The following is a 12,293-nucleotide window of genomic DNA, read 5'->3' on the forward strand; positions in this document are numbered from 1 at the left end:
AGCGAATAAGAATTTAGAATTTATAAATTCTGCAAAATTCTCAAATTTCCAAATTTAAGCTATGGGTTAAATTTTAAATTTAGCCCGTAGCTTGAAATTTGAATTTTAAAATTTCACATATTTTGTTATTGTAAGGAGCTATGCAATGGGCGTGGTAATCCAATGTGGCGGTTTTTGTAGCCGAAATTCTATATCTTTATATCGGAATTTCGCTTTGTCTTTTAGCCACTGGCGGCGGACGCTTTGCGATTGTTAAAGACTGAATTTATAATTTATTTTGACATTTCTTATTTGTATAAATTAAAAATATGATATAATATAAAATCAATCAAATTTCATACAAAAGGATTTAAAATGGCTACAAGTTTAATACAATTAAGAGTAGATGAAAAATTAAAAAAACAAGCAGATGAGTTGTTTGCTGATTTGGGACTTGATACCACGACGGCTCTTAGAATATTTTTAAAACAAGCCTTAAAAGTAGGCGGTTTGCCGTTTAAGGTTTTGAAAGAGAAACAAGATGGCTATTCGCTAGATGAAGCCCCGAGTATCAAAGAAATAAGAGCCGAAATTCAAAAAATGCCAATATCGGAGCAAGAAGCATTAAGAGCAGAAGTTAGAGCTCAAATGTTTGGTGAATAAAATGTATAAAATCAGACTTGTAAAAAAAGCAGACAAACAACTTACAAAAATTAAAATTGGCGATAAAAAAAGTGCAGAGCGAATTGTGATATTTTTGGAAGAGCTTGAAAAAATAGAAAATCCATTTGCGTTGAAAACTGTGGCAAAATGGAAGGATACGAAAATCGCTGGAAATGGTATGTAGGAATTCATTACCGAGTAATCGGCGAAAAGCACGATGATATACTGATAATCGAAGTTATCGAAATCACAACAAGAGAAAATGCGTATAAGTAAATTTGTATCGATAAATTGACTTATGTATAGTATGTTAAATTTGTGATTTTAAAGATTAAATTTGTTAGAATAATGGTAATAAGAATTTGAAAGGAATTTTTTATGGATAAAATTGATAATTTTTTGGAACAAATTAAAGAAGATATATGTATATTGCAAGACAATTTTAAAGATAAAGATCCAAGAATTAATGATGAAGCATACGCATTTAATTATTGGATTTTATCTAGAATATATTCAATGGATGAAGAGCTGGTTGGCTCTAATATAACAGAAGGAAATGATAAAAATATTGATTGTTTTGTTTTTTATAAAAATAATAAAGAGTTATATATTGTTCAAAATAAATATTATGCAAAAAATGATCCAATTAAGCGAAATGATGTTTCTGATTTTCTTATTACCCCTTTAACACAATTGTTAGACGGAAAATATAAATCAAAAGAATTGCAAGAAGCATTCAATTCTATCGTTGATGATGAAGATGCAAAAAATTTTCTTGCATTTCAACGCTGCAAATGATAAGAAAAATACTGATAGCCAAAAGAATATTGATAGTTTTAATATTACTACTCACCCAAAAATAAAAGCTCACATAAATGCAAAATATCATACTATAAGTGATATTTATGATCTTTACTATGGAAAAAATTATAAAAACAATACAAAATTTACTTATAATTTAAAAACATTCAATAAAGGCACTTTTGCCGCATTAAAAGAAGAATATGGTATAGGAAATGGTATATGTGAACCATATTATATTATAGCCCCTATTACAGAAATTTATAAAATGTATAAAGAAGCTGGCGATTATCCATTATTTGAAGAAAATATTAGAGAATATTTAGGCGTAGGTTCAAAAACATCCGTTAATAATGGAATTATACGCACACTTCAAGATCCAGAAGAAAGAAAAAATTTTTTATATTACAATAATGGAATAACTATAACTTGTTCGGAAATAAAAACTGATAAAATGGAAAAATCTAAAAGAATTTTGCCATTAATCCAACCGCAAATTGTTAATGGGTGTCAAACGGTAAATTCAATAGTGCAAGTATTAGATAATTATAATGAAGAAGAAATAGAAAATGAATTTTCATCAACTTACATTATGGTTAAAGCATTGGTTATACCTAATTTGGAAGATGAAGTAAATAATAATTTTGCTAAAAATGTTGTTAGATATACAAATAGACAAAATGCAGTTTCCGATAAAGCTTTTGCCACAAATCATGATAAATTTTATAGATTACAGGACGAATTTAAAAAACGAGGATTTGTTCTGCTTGTTAAACCAAGTGATAAAATAAAATACAAAGATTTTTTAAAGAACAACAAAGATAAATTAATAAATAAAGCTAAAAAATATGCAGATGAAGTAGGTTATATAAATTTTAAATTTGCAGATTTATCAATTGATTTAGAAAAATTATTACAAGTTTATCTTGCTTTGCGAGAAGATGGATACAAAGCGTATGTATATAAGCCAGAAATTTTAAAACAAAGTAGCGAAATTTATAATAAATATTCTATTAATATTGATAGCGATTTATCTATTGATAATATGATTAAATTATACTTATTTTATAAAAAAGCCGAATTTGATCAAAAACAAAATGGTTTAGAAAAAACACCTATACCGTATTATGTAATAGGATTTTTAAATTATTTTCTTTCAAAGCAAAGTGTTTCATATAAAGATTTTTTTGAACAGGATGTAGAAATAATTAATATAGCTTATGATTGTTTAGCTTCAATAACAAGCGAATACAAAGAAGAATGTCGCAAAGCAGGCATTGAATATAATAATATGATAAAAACTGCAATAAAAATAGATGTTTTAGAAAAAGTTATATCGACTGGCGAAAGGTTTGGTAAAAGATTTCCGAAAATAGAAAAATGAAATTTTTTAAATAAATAAATATTTTTTAAATTTTCCATTTTTGATTGTGTATAATATACACAATCAAGAAGTTCTGCTTTGATATTAATTTTTTAAAAAAATTAAAAATAAATATAAGGCAAATTTTTCTTATATTTAACCATATTTAAAATGAGTAGGGTGGGGCATCCTTGCCCACCGAAAAATTTGGCAACCTTAATGGTGGGCGAAACGCCCACCCTACATTTAAATTTAATAAGTAAAATATCTACATTTCTTAGAAAAAGCATAAATTCATAGTAGTTTAAGTAATTTTTTTGTAAAATCAATCTCTTTTTTATTTAATAAATTTTTTGATGAAAGGAATTTACTGTGCCAACCATAAATCAATTGGTCAGAAAAGAGCGCAAAAAAGTGACTGTAAAGTCAAAATCACCTGCGCTAAAAGAGTGTCCTCAAAGACGCGGAGTTTGCACCAGAGTTTATACAACAACTCCTAAAAAACCAAACTCAGCTTTGAGAAAAGTTGCCAAAGTAAGGCTAACAAGCGGTTTTGAAGTCATCAGCTATATCGGCGGTGAAGGTCATAACCTACAAGAACACAGCATTGTTCTAGTTCGCGGCGGTCGTGTAAAAGACTTACCGGGTGTTAAATATCACATTGTTCGTGGTGCGCTTGATACCGCAGGTGTCGCAAAAAGAACAGTTTCTAGATCTAAATACGGTGCTAAACGCCCTAAAAAATAGTTTAGCTAAGACAGATTTAACCCTTAGTTTTGGTTAAATTTGAGTAAAATTTTCAAATTTGAAGGAATAATAAAATGAGAAGAAGAAAAGCTCCCGTAAGGGAAGTTATGCCTGACCCAATTTATGGCAACAAAGTAATCACTAAATTTATTAATTCACTTATGTATGACGGCAAAAAAAGCGTTGCAACTGAGATTATGTATGGTGCGCTTGATTTGATCGACAAAAAAGGCGGCGAAGCCAAAGGTATCGATGTTTTTAACGACGCTATCGAAAATGTAAAACCACTTATGGAAGTTAAATCTCGCCGCGTGGGTGGTGCAACTTATCAAGTTCCAATCGAAGTTCGCCCAGCTCGCCAACAAGCTTTGGCAATCCGCTGGATAATCACTTTTGCTAGAAAAAGAAGCGAAAGAACTATGATCGAGCGATTAGCTTACGAGCTACTTGATGCAGCGAATTCAAAAGGTTCTTCATTTAAGAAAAAAGAAGATACTTACAAAATGGCAGAAGCTAATAAAGCATTTGCTCACTATCGCTGGTAGGAGAAAACTATGGCAAGAAAAACTCCACTTAATCGTGTTAGAAATATCGGAATTGCCGCTCATATCGACGCTGGTAAAACTACAACAAGCGAAAGAATTCTATTTTTCACAGGTATGAGCCACAAAATCGGCGAGGTGCATGAGGGTGCTGCTACTATGGACTGGATGGAGCAAGAGAGAGAAAGAGGTATTACTATTACTTCTGCTGCGACTACTTGCTTTTGGAACGATCACCAAATCAATCTAATCGACACCCCGGGACACGTTGATTTTACTATCGAAGTTGAACGCTCTATGCGTGTTCTAGACGGCGCTGTTTCTGTATTTTGTTCAGTCGGTGGCGTGCAACCACAAAGTGAGACTGTTTGGAGACAAGCGAACAAATACCAAGTTCCAAGAATTATTTTCGTAAATAAAATGGACCGCGTAGGCGCAAATTTCTTCAATGTCGAGCAGCAAGTCCGCGATAGATTAAAAGCTACACCAGTTCCGATTCAAATTCCAATCGGCGCAGAAGACAACTTCAAAGGCGTAGTTGATTTAATCACTATGAAAGCCCTTACTTGGGACGATGCAAAAGGTCCAAGCGCACCAGAAGTAGGCGAAATTCCAGCTGAATTAAAAGAAAAAGCACAAGAATATCGCGACAAAATGATCGAAGCAGTTGCTGAGACTGATGAAGCTTTAATGGAAAAATATTTCGCAGGCGAAGAGCTAAGCGAGGCAGAGATTAAAGCTGGTATCAAAAAAGGCTGCCTAAGCCTAGCATTTTTCCCTATGATGTGCGGAACAGCTTTCAAAAACAAAGGTGTTCAACCACTACTTGACGCTGTCGTAGCCTATCTACCAGCTCCAAACGAAGTTCCAGCTATCAAAGGCGTTTATGAGGACGGAAGCGAAGCAGAAGTTCTATCTACTGACGACGGCGAATTCGCAGGTCTTGGATTTAAGATTATGACTGACCCATTTGTCGGCCAGCTAACTTTCGTTAGAATTTACCGCGGTATGTTAGAGAGCGGAAGCTATGTAATCAACTCTGGTAAAAACAAAAAAGAGCGTATCGGTCGTTTGCTTAGAATGCACTCAAACAAACGCGAGGAAGTCAAAGAGCTTTACGCTGGCGAAATCGGCGCGATTGTCGGCCTAAAAGATACACTTACTGGTGATACACTAGCTAGCGAAAAAGACAAAGTTATCTTAGAGCGTATGGAATTCCCAGATCCAGTTATCAGCGTCGCAGTTGAGCCAAAAACAAAAGCAGACCAAGAGAAAATGGGTATCGCACTTCAAAAACTTGCACAAGAAGATCCAAGCTTCCGTGTAGCAACTGACGAAGAGAGCGGTCAAACAATCATTAGCGGTATGGGTGAGCTTCACCTTGAAATCATTGTCGATCGTATGCTTCGCGAATTTAAAGTCGATGCAGAGGTTGGCCAACCACAAGTTGCTTACCGCGAGACTATCCGCAAATCTGTCGAGCAAGAATACAAATATGCTAAACAATCAGGCGGTCGCGGTCAATACGGCCATGTATATTTGCGCTTAGAGCCATTAGAGCCAGGTAGCGGATATGAGTTTGTTAATGATATCAAAGGTGGTGCGATTCCAAAAGAATATATCCCAGCTGTCGATAAAGGTTGCCAAGAAGCTATGCAAAGTGGTGTTTTGGCTGGATACCCTGTCGAAGATGTCAAAGTTACAGTATTTGACGGAAGCTACCACGAAGTCGATAGCTCTGAAATGGCGTTTAAACTAGCCGCTTCAATGGGCTTTAAAGAGGGCGCACGCAAAGCTGGCGCAGTTATCTTAGAGCCTATGATGAAAGTCGAAGTAGAAACTCCTGAGGAGTATATGGGCGATGTAATCGGCGATCTAAACAAACGCCGCGGCCAAGTAAATAACATGGGCGAACGCGGTGGAAATAAAATCATCGACGCTTTCTGCCCACTTTCAGAGATGTTTGGTTACTCTACTGACCTTCGTTCTCAAACACAAGGTAGAGCTACTTACTCAATGGAATTTGACCACTACGATGAAGTTCCAAAAAATGTAAGCGAAGAGATTATCAAAAAACGCAACGGCTAAAATTTAGCCCGTTTGATACTTCACACAGGGATTTGGCGAATTTGCCAAATCCCTTTTTTTTATTTCTGGAAATTTACCCTTTGAAATTTTAAACTCGTAGATTGACTTCGTTGCTTTGCTCCTTGCAATGATAATACTGCGTGAAATTTGCAAATTTAAACAAAAAACAGGTAAAATTCGGCGAATTTTAAAAAAAGGAAATTTTATGAGTTTTAAATTTAACGAGCCAGATATAAAAGCCCTAGATAGCGTTTTAAAGCCGTTTAGTAGCGTAGGAAAAGAGTGGATGCTAGTTAGTAGTGGCACTAGCGAAAAATATCCGCAGTATAACACAATGACCGCTTCATGGGGCGGTTTTGGCTATCTTTGGGAAAAGCCAGTGGCGCACATTTACATCCGCCCGCAACGCCACACCTTCAAATTCAGCGAAAAAGGCGAGCTTATGAGCCTTTCGTTTTTTGAGCCTGGACACAAAAAGGCTCTGGCATATTGTGGCAAAATCAGTGGAAAAGACGAGGACAAGGCTGCAAATTGCGGGCTAAATTCGGTTTTGTTAGAGCGGGATTTAATCGGTTTTGAAGAGGCAAATTTGATATTAAAATGCAAAAAACTCTACACTTCGTATTTTAAAGAAGAGAATTTCGTAAGCTCGCAAGAGCCTGAAATGTGGTACTCTAACAAGGATTTTCATAGAATTTACATTTGCGAAATTTTGGGATTTTACACAAAATAAATTTTAAAATTTAAAGCTAAAAGTGGCGAGATTTCGCCACTTTGGTTAAAATTGCGCCACTAAATTTCGCGGCGCAGTATTTAAAAAGGCGCGCAAAATTTTAAAATTTCGCGGCGCAGTATCCCACAAACCAGATAAATTTACGCCAAATTTGGCTTTATTTGCTCCACCCACGCGCTAATTCTAGAATCCGTCAAATCGCTTTGGTTGTCGTTATCTAGGGCAAGGCCCACGAATTTGCCCTCTTTGACAGCGTTGCTAGCGTCAAACTCATACCCCTCAGTGCTCACCGCACCCACGATTACGGCGCCTTTTGCGACGAAATTTTCGTATAATTCCGCCATTGCGTTGCAGTAGGCGTCCGAGTAGCTAGCGCTATCGCCCATGCCAAAGATCGCCACGGTTTTGCCCGTAACTTCAAGAGCGCTAAAATCGAAGCTCGCCCAATCGTCCTGCAACTCGCCGTCGTTCCAAGTCGAGCTTCCTACGATGAGCGAGCTGTATTTGTCAAGCTCGCTAGGGGCGATGTCGGCGACATTTATGACCTCGTTTTCAATGCCAAGTTGCGCTGAAATCGCCTTTGCAGCGTCCTCTGTGTTGCCCATAGAGCTACCAAAAATAATTCCTACCATGTTTTATCCTTTCAAAAAAATTTTATTATTTATGCTGTAAGGGACGAGTTTGAGAGTGAAATCCGGCGCGAAAGAGTGGGATTTGACCTCGATATGACGGCGAAAATGCTCGCTTCTAGGATAGACTAGATATAGCGTGTCTAGATTTAGGTGCGAATTTTGCGAGATTGCAAGGGCGATGTCGCTTTGAATACCTGCGCCGTTTGTGTCGCCAACCTGCCTAAAAAATGGCAAAATTCCAAGGCGAAATTCACCCCTTTGTATGACGATAACCTCGCCATTTAGCGAGATTTGGCAGTTTTTGTTTTTGTATGAAATTTTGTCAAACACGAAATTTTTAAAACCGCTTGAAGCGTCGAAATTAATGCCAAATTCGCCGTTGTTTTGGAGTAGGGCGATGATTTTGGCGACTTTGAGTTTTGGCAAACTCGCGCAAAGTGGAGCCTTTTTGCCCTGTAAAAATGAGTAAATGATTAAATTTGAAGTAAGGCAAAATTTGGTTGTTTTTTTGAAATTTAGGCTGTTTTTGGCGAGTGAAAATTTGATAAATTTATCAAAAATTTGGCGAATTTTGGTGCAATTACGGCTAAATTTATGCGGGATTTGATAAGCACTACCAAGATTTGCGTTATACAGCGTCAAAAAAATTTGGCAAACCTGCTCTTTGCAAAACGGCTTAAAAATATCTGGCACGAAATCTTTGTTTCCAGCAAAGCCGAAAATTTCGCTATTTGGTGTGAAATTTTTCATCGCTAACCTTTTATATTTTGATATTTGATATTATTATAGTGGATTGTAGATTAAATTTAACTGATACCAAATATCATAAAAGCAAAAATTTCACACTAAATTTTGAAATTTCACGCAAATTTTAGAGTTTGACGACCTTGCTTCCAAAACCCCCTTCGTTCGGGGCTCCGTCGCGGAAATCTTTCACGCTTGGGTGGGATTTGAGAAACTCTTTTACGGCGTAGGCTAGTTTGCCAGTGCCGATTCCATGCTTTACGATAACCTCGTCAAAGCCCATTACAAGGCTTTGGCTGATGAATTTATCAAGGCGCGTTATCGCCTCATCGGCGCGCAGTCCGTGCAAATCTAGCACGAGCGAGGCTTCGCGCGGTTTTTCGACCTTTATGCTGATTTTATTTGGCGCTGGGGCTGGCTGATTTCCGCTTAGTTTTAGCATATCGCGTGGCACACGAAGCCTTATTCCGTCGCTTTCAATCATCGCCATAGTTTTGTTTAGGCTTACGATTTCGCCCTTAATTTTACCGTATTTTACGCGATCGCCGACCTTGAAATCCACAGGCTCGCTGGCACTAAATTCCGGTTTAGAAATCGCCTTAACTAGCTCGTTTGCGTGGTTTATAGCGCGTTGCTTTTCTTTGGTATCGTTTAGCCTGATAGTGCGTTTGGCCTCGTTTATAGCGTGGTAATACTCGTTTTCTAGCCTAGAAATCGTGGCGGCTAGCTCGTTTTGCGCGTTTTCTTTTTGCTCTTTTAGCGTGGCAGTAAGGGCGTCTAGTTTGCGTTCTTTTTGCTCGGTGGCGATTAGTTTTTGCTTTAATTCTAGCTCTAAATTTATCGCTTTTGAGATTGCTTCGTTTAAATTCTCTTTATTTTCGCCGTAATTTTGGCGCGCGGCTGCGACTAAATTTTGCGCTATACCATATCGAAGTGCCGTCTCAAAAGCGTATGATTTGCCGATAATTCCCTTTAAAAACTCGTATTTTGGGACGCTGTTTTTCTCATCATACAGCGCGGCGATTAGCTCGACATTGGCGTCTTTTGCCAAAAGCATTGCGAGGCGTTTGTGGTGGGTGGTGATGATCATTTTGATATCGTTTTGCATGAGGCGCTCTATCATCGCGCTATACAGGCTCGCAGCCTCCTCGAAATCGGTGCCAAGCTCGATTTCATCGACACCTACAATCATCTCCTTGCGCCCAAAAAGCTTGCTAAATGCGACCATACGCCCAGCAAATGTGGAGATATCGTTTTTGGCATTTTGCGGATCTTCCATGATTAGCTCAAATTCCTTAAACGAGCCAATCTTGCTCTTTTGGGCGCAAATTCGCATAGGAAGCAGGTATTTGCCTAGCAGGCACGCACTCATTATGCTTTTTAAAAGCATTGACTTTCCGCCGGCATTTACGCCAGTAATCAGCAAAATTTTTCCCCTAAATTCCACGCTGATTTTTTTAGGATTTTTTAGCGCAGGGTGTGCAAATTCGCTAATTACTATATCTTTTGAACTATCAGCTAGCACGATTTCATAGTCATTGACTCTCATCATTTGCGCTCTTGCGATAAGTCCGTCGATTTCATCGAAAGCCGAGTTTATAAATTTCAAAAAGAGCAAATTTTTGGTGAAATTTGAACTAATCGTTTTACAATGCTCGAAAATGATTTCTTCTTTTTTGTCCAAAATCGCACTTTGAGCTGATTTGAGCGCGGTTACAGCATCGGGTGCGACATAAAAATACCCGTTTGCTGAGCGTGCTAGCACTGCGCCTTTTAGCGCGTGGTTAAATCCGCCACGCACCAAAAGCGTCTCGCTGTCGTTGATATAGTGAATCTGCGTGTCGGCTAGGTAGGGCGAAATGGATTTTGTATAGATTAGCTTTTTTAGGGTTTGATTAATCTCTTCGCGCTTGATTTTGTATGCCTCATTTAGCGCGATGAAACGCTCATCGACGCTGTCTTTGAAGGCGCCGTTTTCGTCAAAATAGTCTTTTATGGCTTTTATGCTATCTGGAATTTCGATTTTATCGAGGTATGCGCGCAGTTTTCCTTCGAAGTTTTGTCTTTTTAGATACAAAAAATATCGGATAATCTTGCTAAATTCGTAAATTTCGCTTATGTGAAGCACGGCGTGTTTGCCAAGGCGCATTAGCGCGTCATCGAGATTTGCGATAGTTTCGCAAGGATTTATGTCAAATTTGGCGAATTCATTTATTTTTTCGAAATTTATCTTGCTATCGCCGTGCAAAAATAGTGGTTTTTCGCGCGCCAAATATGAGTTAAATTTCGCCAAATACTCGCTTAAATCGAGTTTTTTAAACAGCTCGTCTATGTTCATAATTCGCACTCTTTAATCTCGTAAATTTTGCCGTTGTATGGGTGTGGGGCGTCTTTTTTGGCGATGAAGGAATTTAGCGAAAACGAGTAGGTAAAATGCGCGCTCTCCACGCTCTCGCCACGGCATTTCACGCTTTTTCCAGCGTTAAAGGCATTTACGATTTGCTGGGAATTTTTAGCAAAATTTGCGCTAAAATTTTCGTAAAAATATGCGCTACCTCCCACGCATAAAATAATTGCAGTAAGCAAAATTTTAAATTTTGCATTTAAAATTTTATTATCCACGAAAAAAATCGCCACTATGAATAAAAAAGCAAAAATAAAAATCAAAAATCGCACAACTTTTCCTTAAAATTCTCCACGCAACTGATATGTGATATCACCTGCGCCAAAGCCGATTACTAGGCCGTCATTGATGATATGGCGCACGCCAAAAATATCGCTGAATTCGATCTTTTCGCCGTTTCTAAATACTCTCTCGGCAAAAAGCGGATTAAGAGCTTTAAACTCTTCTTTTAAATCCACTCCGTTCGGGTTCTCGCCGGCTGCATACACAGGCAAAATCACCAAATCCACACCCTCGCCAAAGCACTCTTTAAACCCGGCTAAATTTGCCTTTAACCTGCTGTATCTATGTGGCTGAAAAATCGCCGTAATCTTGCTAATGCCTAGCAAGGCGGCGTATTCTTTCGCACTTTTTAGCGTAGCGGCGATCTCTGTGGGGTGATGACCATAGTCGTCGATTAGGACAAAATTTGGATTAGCGCAGAGTATGTCGAAACGCTTTTTAATGCCTTTGTAGTTTAATAAATTTTGGCGTATGTTTTCTAGCCCTGTCTCGCACGCAGCGGCTAAAATCGCAAGCGATGCGTCGATTGCGATATGCTCGCCAATCCCAAAAACCTCGAATCTGCCAAGCTCTTTGAGATTGAAGCTAAGATAGGGTTGATTATCGCGTAAAACCATTTTGAGATCCGTAATATCGCGCGAAGGGTAGAGTTTGATCGCGCTTAAATTTAACGAGCCTAAAAATTCGTCCTCGGCGTTGATAACGCGAATTTTAGCCCTTTCTAAAAATCCGCGATATGCGGCGTGAAATTTGTCTAAATCATTATCATAATAATCCATGTGTTCTGGCTCGGCGTTGGTTACCACGGCGACATAAGGGTTGGAGTTAAGAAAGCTAGAATCGCTCTCGTCGGCTTCGAAAATGATATTTTCGCTGTTTTCGTATTTCATATTTGAGCCAAACTGCTTGCTGATTGCGCCGATGATTACTGAGCCCTCGATTAGTGATGAAGCGATTGCGCTTGTTGTGCTTTTGCCATGCGCTCCTGCTACGGCAAATACATGCTTGTCTTTTAGCACATAAGGCAAGGCTTCTTTGCGTGATAGGCATTTGATACCGCGCCTTTTGGCTTCGACTAGCTCGATATTATCCTCTTTGATAGCGGCTGAATACACCACGACCTCTTGGTCTTTTATCGCCTCTGCGCTGTGCGGGGTGTTGATATCCATACCGCTTTCGCGTAGTTTTATCGTAGTGGGGCTTTCTGAAATATCAGAGCCTGAAATCGTGTAGTTTCGCTCCTGCAAAAATCTAGCTAGTGCGCTAATTCCTATACCGCCAATGCCTATGAAATGAACTTTTTTCACTATTTTTC

The 12,293-nt window shown here is 38.2% G+C and carries 14 protein-coding genes; 9 read left to right on the plus strand and 5 right to left on the minus strand.

Annotated elements, in window-relative coordinates:
• Positions 1–354: 354 nt before the first annotated feature.
• The 9 genes from OFN67_RS00005 to OFN67_RS00045 all read left to right on the plus strand — a co-directional run bounded on the left by OFN67_RS00005 (position 355) and on the right by OFN67_RS00045 (position 6,916).
• Positions 355–642 carry a type II toxin-antitoxin system RelB/DinJ family antitoxin gene (locus OFN67_RS00005; RefSeq protein WP_270868419.1) on the plus strand — a complete coding sequence of 96 codons (288 nt, stop codon included), beginning with the start codon at positions 355–357 and terminating at the stop codon, positions 640–642.
• A gap of 1 nt (position 643) precedes the next feature.
• Positions 644–826, plus strand: coding sequence for a type II toxin-antitoxin system RelE family toxin (locus OFN67_RS00010; protein WP_270868418.1), 183 nt, complete (start codon positions 644–646; stop codon positions 824–826).
• Positions 790–918, plus strand: coding sequence for a type II toxin-antitoxin system RelE family toxin (locus OFN67_RS00015; protein ID WP_270868417.1), 129 nt, complete (start codon positions 790–792; stop codon positions 916–918). The genes OFN67_RS00010 and OFN67_RS00015 overlap by 37 nt, the downstream gene beginning before the upstream one ends.
• 102 nt (positions 919–1,020) lie before the next feature.
• On the plus strand, positions 1,021–1,440 hold the full coding sequence (locus OFN67_RS00020; protein WP_270868416.1) for a hypothetical protein: 420 nt from the start codon (positions 1,021–1,023) through the stop codon (positions 1,438–1,440).
• Entirely contained in the window at positions 1,403–2,827 is a 1,425-nt protein-coding gene (locus OFN67_RS00025) for an AIPR family protein (RefSeq protein ID WP_270868415.1), read from the plus strand. The genes OFN67_RS00020 and OFN67_RS00025 overlap by 38 nt, the downstream gene beginning before the upstream one ends.
• Before the next feature lie 351 nt (positions 2,828–3,178).
• The gene (gene rpsL, locus OFN67_RS00030) at positions 3,179–3,553 is read left to right on the plus strand and encodes a 30S ribosomal protein S12 (RefSeq protein ID WP_270859212.1); all 375 of its coding nucleotides are present in this window, start codon (positions 3,179–3,181) and stop codon (positions 3,551–3,553) included.
• Between the two features lie 74 nt (positions 3,554–3,627).
• On the plus strand, positions 3,628–4,098 hold the full coding sequence (gene rpsG, locus OFN67_RS00035) for a 30S ribosomal protein S7 (RefSeq protein WP_270859211.1): 471 nt from the start codon (positions 3,628–3,630) through the stop codon (positions 4,096–4,098).
• A gap of 9 nt (positions 4,099–4,107) precedes the next feature.
• On the plus strand, positions 4,108–6,183 hold the full coding sequence (gene fusA, locus OFN67_RS00040) for an elongation factor G (protein ID WP_270868414.1): 2,076 nt from the start codon (positions 4,108–4,110) through the stop codon (positions 6,181–6,183).
• Positions 6,184–6,388: 205 nt separating this feature from the next.
• Complete coding sequence (locus tag OFN67_RS00045) at positions 6,389–6,916, plus strand: hypothetical protein (protein WP_270868413.1); 528 nt, start codon at positions 6,389–6,391, stop codon at positions 6,914–6,916.
• Positions 6,917–7,056: 140 nt separating this feature from the next.
• Here OFN67_RS00045 and fldA read toward each other — a convergent pair whose 3' ends face one another.
• From fldA to murC, 5 genes are all read right to left on the minus strand, one after another.
• Positions 7,057–7,548, minus strand: coding sequence for a flavodoxin FldA (gene fldA, locus OFN67_RS00050; RefSeq protein ID WP_270868412.1), 492 nt, complete (start codon positions 7,546–7,548; stop codon positions 7,057–7,059).
• Positions 7,549–7,551: 3 nt separating this feature from the next.
• The gene (locus OFN67_RS00055) at positions 7,552–8,298 is read right to left on the minus strand and encodes a hypothetical protein (RefSeq protein ID WP_270868411.1); all 747 of its coding nucleotides are present in this window, start codon (positions 8,296–8,298) and stop codon (positions 7,552–7,554) included.
• Positions 8,299–8,419: 121 nt separating this feature from the next.
• Positions 8,420–10,630 carry an endonuclease MutS2 gene (locus tag OFN67_RS00060; protein WP_270868410.1) on the minus strand — a complete coding sequence of 737 codons (2,211 nt, stop codon included), beginning with the start codon at positions 10,628–10,630 and terminating at the stop codon, positions 8,420–8,422.
• Positions 10,627–10,968, minus strand: a complete 342-nt coding sequence (locus OFN67_RS00065) for a hypothetical protein (RefSeq protein WP_270859204.1) — start codon at positions 10,966–10,968, stop codon at positions 10,627–10,629. Before OFN67_RS00065 ends, OFN67_RS00060 begins: the two co-directional genes overlap by 4 nt.
• Positions 10,969–10,977: 9 nt before the next feature.
• Positions 10,978–12,285: a UDP-N-acetylmuramate--L-alanine ligase gene (gene murC / locus OFN67_RS00070; RefSeq protein WP_270868409.1), complete on the minus strand. Its 1,308-nt coding sequence runs from the start codon at positions 12,283–12,285 to the stop codon at positions 10,978–10,980.
• Positions 12,286–12,293 lie beyond the last annotated feature (8 nt).

Origin of the sequence: Campylobacter sp. JMF_11 EL3 (assembly GCF_027736965.1) — a bacterium.
In the GTDB taxonomy this organism is placed as follows: Bacteria; Campylobacterota; Campylobacteria; order Campylobacterales; family Campylobacteraceae; genus Campylobacter_B.

What these genes read in the sequence shown, in the direction of transcription:
- OFN67_RS00055 (WP_270868411.1), bottom strand. Translation starts at nt 8,298, where the DNA reads ATGAAAAATTTCACACCAAATAGCGAAATTTTCGGCTTTGCTGGAAAC.
- OFN67_RS00045 (WP_270868413.1), top strand. Translation starts at nt 6,389, where the DNA reads ATGAGTTTTAAATTTAACGAGCCAGATATAAAAGCCCTAGATAGCGTT.
- OFN67_RS00025 (WP_270868415.1), top strand. Translation starts at nt 1,403, where the DNA reads ATGCAAAAAATTTTCTTGCATTTCAACGCTGCAAATGATAAGAAAAAT.
- OFN67_RS00005 (WP_270868419.1), top strand. Translation starts at nt 355, where the DNA reads ATGGCTACAAGTTTAATACAATTAAGAGTAGATGAAAAATTAAAAAAA.
- OFN67_RS00010 (WP_270868418.1), top strand. Translation starts at nt 644, where the DNA reads ATGTATAAAATCAGACTTGTAAAAAAAGCAGACAAACAACTTACAAAA.
- OFN67_RS00020 (WP_270868416.1), top strand. Translation starts at nt 1,021, where the DNA reads ATGGATAAAATTGATAATTTTTTGGAACAAATTAAAGAAGATATATGT.
- fldA (WP_270868412.1), bottom strand. Translation starts at nt 7,548, where the DNA reads ATGGTAGGAATTATTTTTGGTAGCTCTATGGGCAACACAGAGGACGCT.
- rpsG (WP_270859211.1), top strand. Translation starts at nt 3,628, where the DNA reads ATGAGAAGAAGAAAAGCTCCCGTAAGGGAAGTTATGCCTGACCCAATT.
- OFN67_RS00060 (WP_270868410.1), bottom strand. Translation starts at nt 10,630, where the DNA reads ATGAACATAGACGAGCTGTTTAAAAAACTCGATTTAAGCGAGTATTTG.
- fusA (WP_270868414.1), top strand. Translation starts at nt 4,108, where the DNA reads ATGGCAAGAAAAACTCCACTTAATCGTGTTAGAAATATCGGAATTGCC.
- OFN67_RS00015 (WP_270868417.1), top strand. Translation starts at nt 790, where the DNA reads ATGGAAGGATACGAAAATCGCTGGAAATGGTATGTAGGAATTCATTAC.